The following is a 17,415-nucleotide window of genomic DNA, read 5'->3' as shown; positions in this document are numbered from 1 at the left end:
TTAAAAAGGACAACAAATTAGTGCTTTTTTCGTTAGTTTGGCTCGACAAGCAATTTCGTTGGCTTTGACACAGCTTGATGATGAACTTGCCCAAGAAAAAAGTCAAAACCTGATCCATCAAAAGAAACAAAGGACGATTTTGACTGCTTTTGGAGAGATCAGCTATGTCAGACGGTATTATCGTACTCCTGCTGGCAAAGAAAACTTCTTTGCCTTGGATCGGTTTTTGGGTTTTGAGGGCCGGCAGCGGGTGACCCCGCTGTTAAAATATCTGGTTGCTAAAGCTAGTCCGGGGATGACTAATCGGCATGAGGCTGAAGTCTTTTCGCTCTTGACTCCAGTAACCTTAAGTCATCAAGCTGTTAACCAGATCGTACATGTCACTGGTGCACAGATCAAGGCCCAAAAGGAAAGCGAAGCTGTTCAAGCTCAAGATGCCATTGAAACAAGTCAGCTGACAAAACGTCGCCAAGTCCCTTATTTAGTGGTGACTGGAGATGCTTTATTGTTTAAGGAGTGCGGCAATTTGGTCCGCCATGGTTCACTCCACCGGGTCACGGTCCATGAAGGTAGTCAGAAACTGTTAAAGCGAGACGGACAGCCAGTTAAACAGCGCAAAGAATTGATCAACGCGAAAACTTTCTCAGGCACTGACCGTGAAGCGGTTTTCTGGCAAGCAGACATGTACCTGCATGCCCACTACGATTTGCGAGAAACGGTTGTCATTACTAACTCTGATAACGGCAGCGGTTATACTGCGGACAAGTTTGAACGTTTCGGGAGTGGTGCTAAGCAGTGGATCCATCAACTAGATCATTTTCATGTCCGTCGCAAGCTGGAAGAACGTTTAAGTCAGTCACATCCAGAACTGATTCAAAAGCTATTGCGAGCAGTCTTCCGTGATTACAGCTGGAAGGATGTCGAATTAGTTTTAACTACAATCGATAGTCAATTGAGTACAGATCCTAGTGGAAATTATTTAGCGCGAGCTGAGATCAATAAACTAGCTGAGTATTTAAACCGAAACTGGTCGTCTCTAGAACCTCTCTGGTGGAACGGAAAACTCCATAACCCTGGTGGTTTAGGGACCAGCGAGAGCGGACACCGGAGATACAGTTACCGTTTAAAAGGGCATGGCAAGTACTGGAGTGCGCAAGGAGCAGAGGCGCAAGCTTTGATCATTGATTGCGACAAAAATAATAATTTAGAGTATTACCTGGGATTGCCCCAAGTTGCTTTAAAACGTGATAAATGGAGTTATGACGGTAAATTCATTCTTAAGCTGTTGAGACAGCCCCAGAGGCTCTCAGAACCACACGTGGGAGTAACAGTTGGCAAGGTCGAATTCAACGGTAAGAGATACATGGTATAAAGCCTTTGTTTGGGGGGTGGGGCTTGAGAGCTCTCAAGCCCCACCCCCCAAACAAAGAGAAGAAAAGGAGTCTAAAACAAGTTAAATTATCTGGATAAGGATACAAGCAAGAAGTTAGAAGTAAATTTTTTAATTCACAATTACTTTGCCAGAATTCTTGGGAAATTGAGCGAAAGAAAGTGACCAACTAAAAACGGCCACTTACTGAGAGGATCGGAAACTAGCTAACAGCCGCTAATTGTGGTACGATTAAAATCGCAATTATTTTAATAATCTTGTAGTTAATCTACGGGCTAAAGTAGGTGTACAATAATGAAAATTGCTGTTGTTACAGACAGTACAGCTTATCTTCCTCAAAAAGATATTGAAAAATATAATATTCGGATCGTTCCGATCCCCGTGATCATGGACGGTAAAACCTATCAAGAAGGTATTGACATCACAACGGATCAATTTTTTGAAAAGTTGCGGACGTCTGATTCCTTTCCCAGTACTTCGCAACCATCTGTTGGGGAGTTAGTTGAGTTATATGAAAATTTAGGTGATCAAGGTTATGACACTGTGATCAGTATCCACTTGGCAGCTACGATCTCAGGTTTATTTAACACTTTAAAGACTGTGGTTGCACCCCAGGTCAAAAAAGTCAAAGTTATCCCGATCGATTCTAAAATTACCGTGATGCTTATGGGTAATCTTGTGCTCGAGGCGGCACGAATGGCCCAGCGCGGAGAAAATGTTGCCAACATCATCAAGCGTATCGAACACTTGCAACAGACTATGAATGAATATTTTGTTGTTGATGATTTACAAAACTTAGTCAGAGGCGGCAGGTTGTCTAATGCTTCTGCCTTTCTTGGAAGTGTTTTAAAAATTAAACCGATCTTGACTTTTGACGATCAAGACAAAATCGTAGCTTTTGAGAAGGTCCGCTCTGCTAAGCGTGCATTGAAACGGGTCGAAGATTTGTTCGAGGAACAAGTTAAAGATGCACCATACCCAGTGCGAATGATCGTGATCCATGCTAATGATAAACAAGCTGCTTTAAATTGGCAGAAAAAATTGGCCAAGCAGTATCCACAATATCCGATCGATCTTAGCTACTTTGGACCTGTCATTGGAGCGCATTTAGGTGAGAAGGCTTTGGCCTTAGCGTGGATGGAGGACATCGAGCAATAAAAAAGGAGCATTTGTAAGCAATGATCCAGTTAGGCCTGAAAAGTGGAACAACTGAACGTCAAGTTAAAGATCGGCTGCAGTATCAGCCAGACGTTTTCGAGTTTTATACCAATGAAAATGATTTTACTGTCGAAGGACTAAAGAGGTTGACCTATGATATTGAATGGGTCAAGGATGAGGCTACAAATAAGATAGTTTTGCATCATCCGATGAAATTCCGTGGAGTGGCGACTGAACTGGCTGCTCCTGAGGATAGGTGTCCAGATTTGTACGCTTTTGTGGAACAGTCTTCGTTAGATTTACTGCAAATAGCGGCTGAGCAAAATGTTCAAGTTCTGATCCATGGTGCTTATGCTCGTCAAACTGAACAATTTATTGCGATGTATCCAAATTTGGCTACAGCAAACAAGGCTGTTTTTAAACGATTGGATCATTTCCAGAAGTTAGGCGGACAACATGTGATGTTCGAAAACTCGATCTCACGATTATTTGCCTATGGTGATCCTACACAGGAAAAAGAGATTTTGAGTCACCAGTATCGTTTAGCCTATGATACCTCGCACTGTTTTATTAAAACCCGTGGCAGCAACGAGGCATTAGACGCTTCTTTGAAAAATTTGCACGACCAGATCGTTCATTACCATCTCGTGGATTCAATGGGTCAGCACCATGATAGTCTACCGCTAGGCAAAGGCAAGATTTCTTGGCAACAAGTTGTGCCGCTCTTAAATCCTCAGGCTACCAATATTTTCGAGATCCAACTTGCTGATGAAAACCACGCTTTAGAACAGGTTGAAAGTTTTAAGTATTTGCAAAGCTTATCTGATTAGGTTGCGGCTAATTAAAAATAGCTTAAGAAGAACCACATTTCTTCCAAAGGTCACAAATGCAAGCCTATAATAATGTTAATTATTTCTATGGGGCTGACAGGAAGGGACAAGGTTTTATGATTAACAAAAGGCTGAATATAATAGCCGGGATCAGCGGGCTCGTTTTTATTGCAGCGGATCTTATTTATCACGTATTTGTCTGGTTTTTAATGCGTTTTAAATGGATCTCATATTCGTTAGCTTTCAGATTAGCTGACAGTAATGGCTTATTTTTTGCATTGATGTTGTTTTTGACTTTGATCTTGTCTGTCACAAGTCTTGCTGCTTTGGTCAGTAATTTGATCATGTTTACTCAGGCAGACTTCTTTTTACGGCTGGCATTAACTACCTTAGGCTTTTTTTTACCGTTTATTCATAGCGAAGATTTTGGTAGTTTCTTGATCGAAGCTGTTTTTATAGGGTTATTCTTGCTTTATCTTTATAAAAATAATTATAGGAAACAAGATACAACTGAATTTGAGAATTACAAACAAATGTAAATTAAGAGGAGAAATATGCGGACTTTTAAATCAATTATGAGTTGGGTCATGCCGGTCGTTATCGGACTGGTGATTGCTGCTCTGATCAAAACATTTTTGTTCACACCCGTCAAAGTTGACGGTTCCTCGATGTATCCTAACTTACAATCGAGTGAACACGTTGCATTGTTGAAGCAAGCTAAAATCAAACGTGATTCAGTGGTAGTTTTCAATGCTTATGGCGTCGACAAGCAGAATGAAAGCATCACTAAAGATACAAAATACGTCAAACGGGTAATTGGATTGCCGGGTGACAAAATTTCGTATCATAGTAATGGTGATCTGTATGTGAACGGAAAATTCCAATCTCAAAGTTATATCAGCAAGTCTCAGCAGCAAGCAGGGACATTGCAGTTAGCACAGAGCTTGCAACCAGCCAAAAATGTTAAACTCGGAACGGGCAAGTCATTTACGGTACCAAAAGGCAAATACTTTATGTTAGGTGATAATCGACGAGATTCCAACGACAGCAGATATTATGGTTTTGTTCCTCGAGCTAAGATCATAGGTGTCGTTAAAGTAGCAATTTGGAACAGCAAACGTGATATCATTAATTCATTTGCGACGAATTAAACAAATGACAAAGGCAACTTTGAAATGAGTTGTCTTTTTTTTGCGGTTATTTTTTGCTAAGGCAAGAATTTTGAGAATTCGGGGCACCCGGGGCGGTTTTAAATCTTAACACTACTTTCGATAATGTATATTATGTAAACTAGAATCAAAAAAACTTTGCCAGACCCCCTGCCGATCATCATGACTAAAATTTCTCTAAATCCGCTAAAAAGCGCGTGATTTTTGGAACTCAGCGCAAAATAATGTATTTTTTGTTGCTAAAATGCCAAATAAAAAATAAAATTGTTAGTTTAAATTTCTGGCTCGCAGCAAAATACCAATGATTTTCGCAAGATGATTCATCGACAACTAAATCATTGATACAAGATCGTTTTAGATTAAATTGTGTGTTCCTGCAGCGGATTTTGGGTATTTAAGTACTGATGAGTTAGTTTGTTTTTAGTTTTAACTAAATTGGATCTGGCAGATTTATTGAAAATGTCTGGTTAATGCTGATTTTTTTGCCCAGCCAACCAATTTTTTTAAAGTTGGGTTGTGTTTTCTGCTAATGCGTAATCTATGGTCACAACTAAAGCAACGATCAAAAGTTCTTTTTCTTGCTCCAAAATCGTGATCTCATAAGTATCACCCCAAGATAGAGCTTTTTTATGGATCTGAGCGATTTTATTTTTGTTTTCTGTCACTGAAAAGTTCATTGAGAACAAATCTCCCTGCACTTGGAAGTTTTGCGGTGTGATCGAATAACTTGGTTTTAACAAAGAAAACTTTTTTTTTATTTCGATTTTAGGCTCGTCTGGAACTTCAACCACAAATTTGGGGAGAAATGCTAAAATCTTTTTAGTGATTTTTGCCAGAGGCTGCTGATTGCTGTCTTTTAAGACAAAACTTTTGGGTGCATTAAAAAGACTTCCTTCAACATAATAAACAGGCTGCCCTGCTTGATTTGCTACCGTGAATTTTTCCGCGGCACTAAATATTTTTTGCTTCAGATAAAGCTTGATCATTATATATTTATCTCCTAATTTTGCTTTTTACTTTATTTTAACATGTTTATTATTAGCAACTGTCCGTTTTCACTGTATACATGAAATTTGGTCAATGCAAAAAAGCTGAGAAGATCAATTTCTTCTCGGCTTTTTAGTATTTTTTTAGTATTACTGTTCCTCTTCAGTTTTTGGGGTGTCTTTGAGCAGTTCTGCACAGGCAGGCACTCCCTGAGTCTCAGTATCCAGAATGAATGATCCATTTGAATAGCGATCATTGCTTGGGTACTCATACGGGTCGACCTCTAGGCTTTGCTTGTTATCAGTTGTAATTAGCAATTTTGCCTGATCTTCCAGGACAGCAGTTAATTGAACTCGGTGTGGATTTTTCTTAAGCTCTCTGAGGATCTGAACCCCTCTGCGAGCCCGCGTTGTCTGAGGAACCTCAGCAACTTTCATCCGTTTAAACGAGCCTCTTTGTGTGATCAAAGCTATTTGATCATCTTCGTGGACCAGAATAACGTTGGCTAAGTGATCTTCACGCAAGTCCATATTTTTGACACCAGCTGCTTTTGCCCCGCTGGTTGGAACTTCATTTAAAGAATAGCGCAGACCATAGCCGGTATACGAGGCACAAAAGACCTGCAAACTCTCGTCATCTTTGGGCAAATACGCAATAGTAATAATTTCGTCAGAGGCTGTTTTTAATTTCATAAATTGCCCTGCGCGCGATTTATAAGTTCGCCCTGGTTTTAAATCACTGAGCTCTGTTTGCTTGATGAACCCTTCTTTAGTTGCAAAAACAAACTTACCGCCCTGCTCTAATGAATTAAAGCAATAAGCGTTAAGGACATATTCATTTGCAGCCAGACCGACTGTTTGAGACAGGTGTTCGCCTGTGTCCTTCCAACGTGCCTCAGTTAGATCGTGGACAGGCCGATAGATCAAGTTGCCTTTGTTAGTAAAGATCAGCAAGTGATCCAGGGTATTAGCAGTTGCCGAAAAAATGACGCGATCCTCGTCTTTAAGACCATTCTCAGCGGCACCAGAAGCTTTAAATGAGCGCAATGATGAACGTTTAACATAGCCGTCATGTGAAACTAAGACCTTAACGTCTTCAGCAGCGACCATGACTTCTGTTTCAATCGTCAATTCTTGGATCTGAGCTTGGATCTCAGTTAATCGTGGAGAAGAATATTTCTTTTCTACTGCTTTGAGCTCTTTTTTAATTACCCGATCCAATTCGAGCGGATCAGCCAAAATTTTTTCAAACTGCTTGATCTGCTGATCCAGTTCTCGTGCTTCTTGTTCAAGTGCAGTCACGTCAGTGTTAGTCAAACGATACAATTGCAAAGAAACAATTGCCTCAGCCTGCTTTTCGCTAAAATCATAGCTGGAGATCAGGTTTTGTTTGGCATCAGACTTATTCTTCGAAGACCTGATCGTCTTGATGACTTGGTCTAAGATCGACAGTGCCTTGATCAAGCCCGCTACGATGTGTTGACGGGCCTGGGCCTTCGCCAAATCATATTGAGTGCGTTTAGTCGTAACGTCACGTTGGTGCTCGATATAGGCGCTCAAAATCGTTTTTAAGCCAACATTCTCAGGTCGACGATTATTGATGGCCACCATATTGAAATTGTATGAGATCTGTAGATCAGTATTTTTGAATAAATAGTTTAAGATCCCTGAAGCATTGGCATTTTTTTTGAGTTCGATCACGATTCGCAAACCTTCGCGATCAGTTTCATCCCGGACTTCAGCAATTCCTTCAACTTTCTTAAGCAGCCGCAATTCATCGATCCGTTTCACTAAGACAGCTTTATTTACTTCAAATGGGATCTCAGTGACAACGATTTGTTGTTTACCGCCGCGCAGATCCTCAATTGCGGTCCTGGACCGCAGCACTGTCTTACCGCGACCAGTTTCGTATGCTCGTTTTATTCCGTCGAGGCCTTGTAAGATACCACCGGTTGGAAAATCTGGTCCTTTGACGAATTGCATTAAATCATCTAAACTTGCTTGCGGGTGATTCATCAAATAAATTGTCGCCTGGATAGTTTCGCTTAAATTATGAGTTGGGATCTCTGTTGCGTATCCGGCTGAGATCCCAGTCGCACCATTGACCAGTAAATTAGGAAAACGTGCCGGCAAAACTGTCGGCTCATATTCGGTATCATCGAAATTCAACACCATTTCGACAGTTTTCTTATTAATGTCACGCAGCATGTCGCCGGCAATCTCGGACAAGCGTGCCTCAGTGTAGCGCATTGCAGCTGGCGGGTCGCCATCCATTGACCCATTGTTGCCGTGCATTTCGATCAACGGGGCGCGTAATTTCCAATCCTGACTCAAACGGACCATCGCTTCATAGATCGACGAATCCCCGTGTGGATGAAAGTTACCCATCACATTACCGACTGATTTGGCCGATTTTCTAAATGATTTATCAAAAGTATTTCCATCTTGGTTCATGGCAAATAAGATCCGGCGCTGAACTGGTTTTAAACCATCTCTGATATCAGGTAGTGCGCGTTCTTGGATAATATATTTTGAATATCTTCCGAACCGTTCACCCATCACCGCTTCGAGTGAAAGTTCTTGGATGTTGTTATGTTCTGTGACTGCCATTTACTTTCACCTCACGATTTTTTATTGTTGGCTTGAGCAAGTTTATCAGCAAAAACTGTCTCATCATCAGCTGAGCCGTCTGTTTGGCTGTGTGCACCTTCAACTGCGACCGTATCGAGCAAACTGCCGTCTTCTTCCAACGAGAATTTGACATTTTTTTCGATCCATTTTCGGCGCGGTTCAACTTTATCGCCCATTAGGGTCGTCACTCGTTTTTCCGCGAGTGCGTCATCGTCAATTTTGACACGGACTAGGGTCCTTGTTTCCGGATCCATCGTTGTTTCCCATAGTTGGTCAGCGTTCATTTCGCCCAAACCTTTAAACCGCTGCAAAGAATAACCTTGACCCATTTCTTTGGTAGCATTCTCTAGTTCTTCATCAGTCCAAGCATAACGGATAACCTGTTTTTTCTTGACTGTTTTTTGCAGTTTGTAGAGAGGCGGCAAAGCAATATAGACCCGCCCGGCATTGATCATCGGCCGCATATACTTATAGAAAAATGTCAGCAAAAGGATTTGAATATGGGCACCATCGGTATCCGCGTCGGTCATGATCACGATTTTATCGTAATTAGCTTCCTTGAGGTCAAATTCTGCCCCGACTCCAGCGCCGATGGTATAGATCATCGTGTTGATTTCTTCATTTTTGACAATGTCCTGAAGTTTGGCCCGCTCCGTATTTAAAACTTTGCCTCGTAAAGGCAGGATCGCTTGAAATTTACGATCACGCCCCTGTTTAGCAGAGCCGCCGGCTGAATCCCCTTCGACTAAGAATAATTCGTTTTTCTTAGCGTTTTTCGATTGAGCTGGTGTCAATTTACCAGAAAGCAGCTGGTCCTTTTTACGGCGCTTTTTACCGCTGCGACTCTCATCCCGAGCTTTGCGGGCAGCTTCTCTTGCTTCTCTGGCACGTAAAGATTTGCGCACGAGATCTTGAGCAAATTCACCGTTCTCCATTAGATAATAATTCAGCTGCTCGGCAACCACATTATCGACGATTGCCCGAGCTTCAGGAGTGCCTAATTTTTCCTTAGTTTGTCCTTCAAATTGCAGCATTTCTTCAGGAACGCGCACGGAAACAACCGCGGATAGACCTTCACGGACATCACTGCCTTCTAAGTTCTTATCTTTTTCTTTTAAAAGGCCAACACTGCGTGCATAATCATTAAAGGCCTTGGTCCAAGCTGAGCGCATTCCGGCTTCATGAGTGCCGCCGTCTTTAGTCCGAACGTTATTGACAAATGAGAGCAATGTTTCCGAATAGCCGTCGTTATATTGTCCGGCAACTTCAACTTCCATACCATTCTGACTGCCTTGAAAGTACATGACTTTTCCGATCGTTTCTTTGTCTTCATTCAGATAGTCAACGAATTCTTTAATGCCTTCAGCGTACATAAATACATCTTGAGCATCGTTACGTTCGTCAGTTAAAGTGATCTTGACTCCCTTGAGCAGATAAGCAGATTCACGCAGCCGCTCAGCTAAAACATCATAGTGATAGTGTGTGGTTGAAAAAATTGTTGAATCAGGTTTAAAAGTGACAGTGGTTCCGCTGGGACGTTTAGTTTTGCCTAATTTGCGCAGCGTGCCTTGCGGTTGCCCGCCATTTTTAAAATCCTCTTCGTACTCGATCCCATCACGTACAGTATTAACGGTCAAACTTTCTGAAAGTGCATTAACGACCGAGGCACCAACTCCATGGAGCCCGCCGGATGTTTTATAGCCCCCCTGGCCGAACTTGCCGCCAGCATGTAAAACTGTAAAAATAACTTCGACGGTCGGGATCCCCGTTGAATGCATCCCAACCGGCATTCCACGACCATAGTCACTGACGGTGATCGAATCATCCTGATGGATCACGACATCGATCTGGTTGCCATATCCAGATAAAGCTTCATCAACTGCATTGTCAACAATTTCATAAACGAGATGGTGGAGACCATGGGTATCGGTTGAACCAATATACATTCCTGGCCGTTTTCTGACGGCTTCGAGACCCTTCAAGATTTGGATCGAATCGTCGTTATATTTTGGTTTTGCCATTGAAATTTCAAATCCCTTCCGATTGAACAAGTCGGATCAACCTGGAAATTTGATCCGACAAACATGTTATATCATAACCCATTTCAGTCTTGTCTGTAAAGTAGGACAAGTGTTGCAGCCCTTTAATGACGGGCTTTATAGCGTGGGAATAACCTAACTGATAGAACATTTAAACTAAACTTTGACTTTTTGTCTGGATTTAAGACATTAAATTAAGCTGCGAATAAATAATTTTTAAGAAATCAGCAGTTCAGGCAATTTTGAAGTAGTGGTTTAATTAGATTGCCGAAGTGCAAATAAACTGCTAGAATTATAAAGCAGCAACTTAAGGAGGCTATAAATGTGGATCTCAATATTATTTGGATGCTCCTGATCGGATATTTGATAGGTTCCATTCCTTCTGGGGTTTGGATCGGAAAAATTTTTTATCATAAAGACATTCGAGATTATGGCAGCGGCAATATGGGGACTACGAATACTTTCCGTGTTCTCGGCAAAAAAGCTGGAGCCGTTGTGCTAGTCATGGATATGTTTAAGGGTTCGTTAGCAGCATTATTGCCGTTGGCTTTCCACTCTAATGCCAATGCTTTGCTGATTGCTATATCAGCGATTATCGGCCATGCTTTTCCGCTCTTTGCTAACTTCAAAGGAGGCAAAGCAGTCGCGACTAGTGTCGGTGCATTATTGATTTATAACTGGGAATTTTTCCTTTTGGCTTGGGCAATTTTCTTGCTGACACTTTATCTGACCAGTATGGTTTCTGTGGCTAGTATGCTTGGTTTTACCTTGATCACCTTATGTTCTCTGTTCTATCAAGATTGGATTTTAACTACAGTCGCCTTAGTTTTGACCATTTTCGTTTATGCTAGACATTGGGGCAATATTGAACGGATCCGTCAGGGAAAAGAAAACATGACTCCATTTGGGTTAGGTTATCGCAGACGGCAGAAAAAAGAAGGAAAAAAATAATCCTTATTTATATATACGCAAAAAAAGGACTAACTTGTGTGCGATTTTCAAAATTCGCATAAGTTAGTCCTTTTTTAGTGGTTAAAACACGCTGACTGAGAAGCCCGCCTGGAACTCGGTCTTGGGTGCTAATTTATTGATTGCATATTTATGGGTCAGTTCACCATCGGAATCCTGTGGATCGGCTAAGCCCCACCAGGGTTCAATACAGACAAATTGACCATTTGCGGGATAAGATGACCAGATCCCAACAAACTTAGCATCCTTGGTATTGAGGCTGATCCCATGTGTTTTGGCCTTATCAGCTAAAGTAATGATCGTCTCTTCACGGTTTAAATTATAAATCAAAGCATCGTCTTTGAATAATTCACGGCTGACTGACAAATGATTTTCGTCGACTGGATACTGCTTCTTCGGGTCAGTTAAACTGTCTGCCAACGGAATTTTATGCCGAGTCTTGGCCGGTGAAAACTCTAACTCATAATCACTATATTCTTCATTGGGCATTAAAGGAGCTTTGAAGGCTGGGTGTGCACCAATGGCAAAGTAAAGATCTTGGTCAGCAGGATCATAAACTGAATAACCTAATGTTAACTCACTATTAACGATGGTATATGTTAAACGCAGGCGGAAATCAAAGGGATACTTTTCCAGAGTTGCGGCATTTTGGGTCAATTCAAAAATCGCGTGGCTGGAATCTTGTTCGATCACCGTAAAATCTTGGTCACGCGCAAAACCATGCTGAGTCATATGATATTCTTTTCCAGCAAAGAAATAGTGATCATCCTTTAATTTACCCTCGATGGGAAATAGAACCGGTGAGTGTCTGCCCCAATACTTCGAATCGCCAGACCAGATGTAGTCGATCCCGGTTTTCTTTGCGATCAAGCTGCTTAACTCTGCCCCATGTTCGTTGATGACTGCGCGGATCTGCTCATTTTCAATGATTACTGCCATATTTGACTGCCTCCTAAAAATTTTATAATACCCAGATTAAAGAATGTAACGTGCTAAATCCTTGTCAGCTGCGATCTCACCGATTTTTTGCTCAACGTATGCTTCTGTGATCGTAATTTCACCCATTTGCATATCAGGCCCCTCATACAGGAGATCTTGCAAGAGACGTTCTAGGATCGTGTGCAAGCGCCTTGCACCGATATTTTCAGTATCTCGGTTGACTGCAAAAGCGATCTCAGCAATCTTATGAATAGCTTCGATAGTAAAGGTCACGGCAATATTGTCGGTCTTGATCAACGCAATGTATTGCTTAACCAAGGCGTTATCCGGTTCAGTTAAAATTTTAACAAAGTCATCAACGCTCAGCGCCTCCAATTCAACTCGGATCGGGAAGCGTCCTTGCAATTCAGCGATCAGGTCGCTAGGCTTGCTGTCTTGAAAGGCACCAGAAGCGATAAATAAAATATGGTCCGTGTTGATCAAACCGTATTTTGTTTTAATTGCCGAGCCCTCTACAATTGGCAGGATATCACGCTGGACACCTTCACGCGAGACTTCGCCTGAATTTTGTTGGGATTTAGAGGTGATCTTATCGATTTCGTCAATGAAAATAATGCCGGTATTTTCTGCTCGTTTGATGGCCGCATCAGCCAAATCGGCCGGATTGACTAATTTGGCAGACTCTTCTTTAACTAAAACCTCTCGCGCATCTCTGACACTGAGTGTGCGTGTGACTTTTTTCTTTGGCATGACAGAACTTAAAGCATCATTTAAATCAATCCCCATTTGATTCAACATATCTGAGGATCCATTTTGTTTTTGAGATGGGTCGTCCATCGTCAACTTAACTTCTTGGTCTTCTAATTGCCCACGTTTGAGCTGCTCATTAACACTTAATCGTTGGTCCCTGACAGAATCGGAAACTTCCTCACTTTCTTCAGCATTAACTCCATTTTGCGGTAATTTCCCATTTTGCAGCTCACGCAGCATCTGCATGAAATTTTCCTGCTGGTTTTGCTGCGTCTGCTTTTTTTGGGCGGGAACAAGCAATTTGACCAGGCGTTTGTCAGCATTGGCGACTGCTTGTCCTCTAACTTGGGCATACATCTGGTCTTCTTCCATATTATAGGCAGACTCGACTAGGTCGCGCACCATAGATTCAACGTCTCTGCCAACGTAACCGACCTCAGTAAATTTAGTTGCCTCGACTTTAACAAAAGGAGCATTGACGATCTTAGCTAAGCGCCGGGCAATCTCAGTTTTACCAACTCCGGTCGGCCCGATCATCAATAAGTTCTTCGGTGTAACTTCCTCTTGCATTTCCTCTGGCAGCTGCATACGCCGATAGCGATTGCGCAGTGCAACCGCGATCGCTTTTTTGGCAGCATCTTGGCCAATCACAAAATGATCAAGTTCCCTAACAATTTGTTTTGGTGTTTTATCCATCATGTCCATATTTGAGTGCGAAAATCAAAGATCTTCGCCGTCACTCCCTTCACGGTGTCCTTCTTATAAGACTTCAGTAATCACATTGTGGTTAGTAAAGATGTCAATGTCGCCGGCAATTTTTAGTGCACCTTGTGCCACTTCCTGCGCACTCATTGCAGGTGCATGTTCAAGCATGGCTCTAGCGGCTGCTAAAGCATAATTGCCGCCAGACCCGATCGACAAAACATTATCATCGGGTTCGATGACTTCTCCAGTACCTGAAACTAGCAGCAAATTGTCTTTGTCCATCACAACCAGCAGTGCTTCTAGCTTTTGCAACTGCTGGTCGCCGCGCCATTCGCGCGCTAATTCGACGGCAGCTCGCTGAAGATTGCCAGTATACTGGTTTAACTTTTTCTCAAAACGGTCTTCAAGGTTAAATGCATCTGAAACGGTACCGGCAAAGCCGACAGCGACCTTGTCATCGTATATTTTACGAATTTTATGCGCAGTCCCTTTCATAATAACTTCTTTTCCCATTGTAACTTGACCATCGCCGGCCATTGCAGTGTGTCCATTATGGCGCACGGCACAAATTGTTGTCATGTGATATTCCTCCTTGAAATTTAAGCGCGCGGAAAAAATTTCCGGTAATTTTCCTGTAAGCTTTCGGTTGTTACGTGTGTGTAGATCTGTGTAGTAGATAAACTGCTGTGGCCAAGCAATTCTTGCACCGCACGCAAGTCTGCCCCATTATTCATTAGATGAGTAGCAAAAGTATGCCGCAATTCATGGGGATGGATCGTCGTATGCAGTGTACTTCTTTTAACGATCTGGTTTAAGATGTAAGTGATCCCGGCCGGCGTTAGGGGTTCTCCATAATGATTGACGAAGACGCTGGAATGCTCGTGCTGGTATTTGGCCATCAAAGGAGTTCGCGCTTCAGCGAAGTATCTTTGTAATGCATCTGAACAATAGTTGCCAAAAGGTACGTAACGATCCTTTTTGCCCTTCCCGTGTAAAAGCATCGCTCGGTTTCCAAAATCAATATCTTGCATGGAAAGACCTGTGCACTCTGAGACACGCATGCCAGTCGCATAGAGAGTTTCAAGCAGTGCATTATCACGCAGATCAGTTTCTGAGTCTCCCTGAGTTGCTGCAAAGAGTGCATTCATTTCTTTTTCATAAAAAAAATGCGGCAGAGCCCGGGGGTGATGTTTGAGCTGGACGTAAACAAATGGATCCTCTTTGACCAGATCATTTTTTAACAAATAACGGTAAAAAGAGCGCAAGCCAGAAACCATTCGTGAAACTGTACTTTCCTGATACTGTTTTTCGTATAGATAGCTCATGTAGACATGCACGTCATCAGCCGTGACAGCAGCAAATGAAGCTGCTCCGCCGTTTTCACTTAAAAATTTACAAAAATCAGCAATGTCTGCACTGTAGGCTTTAACAGTATCTGCAGAATATTGCCGCTCATATTTTAAATAAGCTTGGTATTCTGTGATCCATTCCTCTTCCATGCCATCACCCTCACTTTGTTACTTGCTTTCATTTTCCTATGAAGGTCAAGAATAGTCAAGAAAACTCCTAGCTAAAACAGGAAAAACTTAATAATTTATTTTCCAATTTGTCAAAGCTTCGAAGACCATTAAAAAAACGATGCCAAGCAGCATCGTCTTTGTTGTTATTTCTGTATTGCTTCTTCATAGTCGCCATTCGGACACTTAACCTGGTCACCTTTCTTGGATTTTTTGTAAACCAGGAAGTGTTGACATTTCGGGCAAGCACGTCCGACTGGTTGATCCCAAGAAATAAAGTCGCATTCTGGGTAACGTGAGCAGCCATAAAAGACGCGGTTTTTCTTGGATTTGCGTTCGACGACTTCGCCTTGACCGCATTTCGGGCAGACGACCCCGATTTTTTTAACGATCGCCTTAGTATTACGACAGTCCGGAAAACGGCTGCAGGCATAGAACTTACCGTAGCGGCCCATTTTGACCAGCATTGGAGCACCGCAGACATCGCAGTTAAAACCGGCGGGTTCATCCTTGATCTTAACTTTTTCTAGTTTCTGTTCTGCACTTTCAACTTCTTTGGCAAAAGGTTGATAAAATTGATCGATCACCTCGACCCATTTTTGCTTGCCGTCTTCGATCCCGTCTAATTCATCTTCTAGTCCTGCCGTAAAATTAACATCCAGGATATCAGGGAAACATTCGCTGATCATTGAATTAACGATCTCGCCGAGCTCTGTGGGTGTGAATTTTCGTGCAGCTAATTTAACGTAATACCTTTTTTGAATGGTATTTAAGGTCGGTGCGTAAGTCGAAGGACGACCGACACCATTTTCCTCCAACGTCTTGATCAAAGTTGCTTCTGAGTAGCGTGCAGGCGGTAAAGTAAAGTGCTGGCTGGGATCAGTCTTAGACAATTTGACCTGATCGCCTTCGTTAAGTTCTGGTAACACGTTGTCTTTGCGTTTACTCTCTGCGTAGACTTTGGTAAAACCTGGAAATTTCATTTTGGAACCATTCGCCCGGAATAGGACGTCATTTTGCTCAAGATCCGCCCGAACTGTGTCCACAATTGCCGGAGTCATCTGACTGGCAACAAACCGTGACCAAATAAGAGAGTAGAGTTTCATTTGATCTTTAGTCAGGTATTTTTCTATTGACTCGGGAGTGCGGAGAACCGATGAAGGCCGGATCGCTTCGTGCGCGTCTTGGGCATTTTCGCTTAATTTACCGGCACGCGGTTTAGTGGCAGCATACTCGCTGCCGTAATTATCAGTGATAAAGCCTGCTGCTTCGTGTTTAGCGACCGTTGAGATCCGGGTGGAGTCCGTCCGCATATATGTGATCAAACCAACCGCCCCGCCGCGGCCAATGTTGATCCCTTCATATAATTGCTGGGCAACCATCATCGTTTTTTGGGTCCGAAACTTCAAAGAGTTATTGGCTGTTTGCTGCATCGTCGAAGTTGTGAAAGGCAAAGCGGGGAAACGTTTGCGTTCTTTCTTTTCAACTTTAGCAACGTTAAAGGATTGGTCTTTATCAAGTTTTTGCAGGACCTTTTGAACTACGTCATTGTTAGGCAGAGCCGATTTTTTGCCCTTTAGCCCATAAAAAGCGGCTGCAAATTTAGAGCGTTCTTTTTTAAACTCAGCATCAATATTCCAATACTCTTCAGGTACGAATTTTTTGATCTCATCTTCACGTTGAATGATCAAATTTAAGGCGATCGACTGCACGCGCCCGGCAGATAAGCCTTTTTTTACTTTTGACCATAACAAAGGTGAGATCGAATATCCGACTAAACGGTCTAAGATCCTGCGAGCTTGTTGAGCATCTACCAAGTCCATGTTTATTGCGCGAGGATTTTTAAAGGCATTTTTAACTGCATCTTTAGTGATCTCGTTAAAAACAACACGATTTTTAGCTTGGGGATCTAAGCCTAATAAAAAGGACAGATGCCAGGCGATGGCTTCCCCTTCGCGATCAGGATCGGCTGCGAGATAGACATGCGCAGCTTTCTTTGCTTCTTTACGCAGTTCTTTGATCACATCGCCTTTGCCCCGGATGGAAATATAATGCGGCTCATAGTCATTTTCAACATCTATTCCCATCTTGCTTTTAGGAAGATCACGAATATGCCCGAGGCTGGCCATGACCTTGTAACGTGAGCCTAAATATTTTTCGATGGTTTTAGCCTTTGATGGTGATTCAACGATCACGAGATTTTTTTTCACCTTACGTGTTGTTTTTTTTCTGGATGTTTTGGTTTTCGCTTTTACTTTTGGTTGTGTGGATGTCGGCAAAACGGCCCACTCCTTTTTCTAGTGTTTTTATTATAATTTATATAGTTAGCTAA

General features: G+C 42.3%; 14 protein-coding genes. 6 read left to right on the top strand and 8 right to left on the bottom strand.

Features of this window, described 5'->3' with window-relative positions:
* The first annotated feature begins 16 nt into the window (after nt 1-16).
* From LFYK43_RS06765 to lepB, 5 genes are all read left to right on the top strand, one after another.
* Nucleotides 17-1,372, top strand: a complete 1,356-nt coding sequence (locus tag LFYK43_RS06765) for an ISLre2 family transposase (RefSeq protein ID WP_268226942.1) — start codon at nt 17-19, stop codon at nt 1,370-1,372.
* Nucleotides 1,373-1,684: 312 nt separating this feature from the next.
* Nucleotides 1,685-2,548 carry a DegV family protein gene (locus LFYK43_RS06760; RefSeq protein WP_124976713.1) on the top strand — a complete coding sequence of 288 codons (864 nt, stop codon included), beginning with the start codon at nt 1,685-1,687 and terminating at the stop codon, nt 2,546-2,548.
* Between the two features lie 20 nt (nt 2,549-2,568).
* Nucleotides 2,569-3,378, top strand: coding sequence for a TIM barrel protein (locus LFYK43_RS06755; protein ID WP_124976711.1), 810 nt, complete (start codon nt 2,569-2,571; stop codon nt 3,376-3,378).
* A gap of 209 nt (nt 3,379-3,587) precedes the next feature.
* Nucleotides 3,588-3,917 (top strand): hypothetical protein, encoded by a 330-nt coding sequence (locus LFYK43_RS06750; RefSeq protein ID WP_229717988.1) that lies wholly within the window; start codon nt 3,588-3,590, stop codon nt 3,915-3,917.
* 15 nt (nt 3,918-3,932) lie between these two features.
* Nucleotides 3,933-4,529 (top strand): signal peptidase I, encoded by a 597-nt coding sequence (gene lepB, locus LFYK43_RS06745; protein ID WP_124976707.1) that lies wholly within the window; start codon nt 3,933-3,935, stop codon nt 4,527-4,529.
* Nucleotides 4,530-5,050: 521 nt separating this feature from the next.
* Here the strand turns inward: lepB and LFYK43_RS06740 are convergent.
* From LFYK43_RS06740 to parE, 3 genes are all read right to left on the bottom strand, one after another.
* The gene (locus LFYK43_RS06740) at nt 5,051-5,533 is read right to left on the bottom strand and encodes an LURP-one-related/scramblase family protein (protein ID WP_124976705.1); all 483 of its coding nucleotides are present in this window, start codon (nt 5,531-5,533) and stop codon (nt 5,051-5,053) included.
* 150 nt (nt 5,534-5,683) lie between these two features.
* Complete coding sequence (parC, locus tag LFYK43_RS06735; protein WP_124976703.1) at nt 5,684-8,143, bottom strand: DNA topoisomerase IV subunit A; 2,460 nt, start codon at nt 8,141-8,143, stop codon at nt 5,684-5,686.
* 11 nt (nt 8,144-8,154) lie between these two features.
* Entirely contained in the window at nt 8,155-10,185 is a 2,031-nt protein-coding gene (gene parE / locus LFYK43_RS06730; RefSeq protein ID WP_124976701.1) for a DNA topoisomerase IV subunit B, read from the bottom strand.
* A 342-nt stretch (nt 10,186-10,527) separates the two neighbouring features.
* On the opposite strand from parE, the gene plsY reads away from it, so the two are divergent.
* A complete protein-coding gene (gene plsY / locus LFYK43_RS06725; RefSeq protein ID WP_124976699.1) occupies nt 10,528-11,154 on the top strand; it encodes a glycerol-3-phosphate 1-O-acyltransferase PlsY in 627 nt (208 codons plus the stop codon).
* Between the two features lie 81 nt (nt 11,155-11,235).
* On the opposite strand, the gene LFYK43_RS06720 is transcribed toward plsY, so the two are convergent.
* The 5 genes from LFYK43_RS06720 to topA all read right to left on the bottom strand — a co-directional run bounded on the left by LFYK43_RS06720 (nt 11,236) and on the right by topA (nt 17,362).
* On the bottom strand, nt 11,236-12,111 hold the full coding sequence (locus LFYK43_RS06720; RefSeq protein ID WP_124976697.1) for an aldose 1-epimerase family protein: 876 nt from the start codon (nt 12,109-12,111) through the stop codon (nt 11,236-11,238).
* Between the two features lie 36 nt (nt 12,112-12,147).
* Nucleotides 12,148-13,566 (bottom strand): ATP-dependent protease ATPase subunit HslU, encoded by a 1,419-nt coding sequence (hslU, locus tag LFYK43_RS06715; protein WP_124976695.1) that lies wholly within the window; start codon nt 13,564-13,566, stop codon nt 12,148-12,150.
* A 54-nt stretch (nt 13,567-13,620) separates the two neighbouring features.
* The gene (hslV, locus tag LFYK43_RS06710; RefSeq protein WP_124976693.1) at nt 13,621-14,145 is read right to left on the bottom strand and encodes an HslVU peptidase proteolytic subunit; all 525 of its coding nucleotides are present in this window, start codon (nt 14,143-14,145) and stop codon (nt 13,621-13,623) included.
* A 20-nt stretch (nt 14,146-14,165) separates the two neighbouring features.
* Nucleotides 14,166-15,065: a tyrosine recombinase XerC gene (gene xerC, locus LFYK43_RS06705; protein WP_124976691.1), complete on the bottom strand. Its 900-nt coding sequence runs from the start codon at nt 15,063-15,065 to the stop codon at nt 14,166-14,168.
* Between the two features lie 164 nt (nt 15,066-15,229).
* On the bottom strand, nt 15,230-17,362 hold the full coding sequence (topA, locus tag LFYK43_RS06700) for a type I DNA topoisomerase (RefSeq protein ID WP_124976689.1): 2,133 nt from the start codon (nt 17,360-17,362) through the stop codon (nt 15,230-15,232).
* Nucleotides 17,363-17,415: the final 53 nt, after the last annotated feature.

The sequence above is a fragment of the Ligilactobacillus salitolerans genome, assembly GCF_003864415.1.
Taxonomy (GTDB): domain Bacteria; phylum Bacillota; class Bacilli; order Lactobacillales; family Lactobacillaceae; genus Ligilactobacillus; species Ligilactobacillus salitolerans.
The sequence above is the reverse complement of the archived record's forward strand: the minus strand, read 5'-3'. Positions and strand labels throughout refer to the sequence as shown.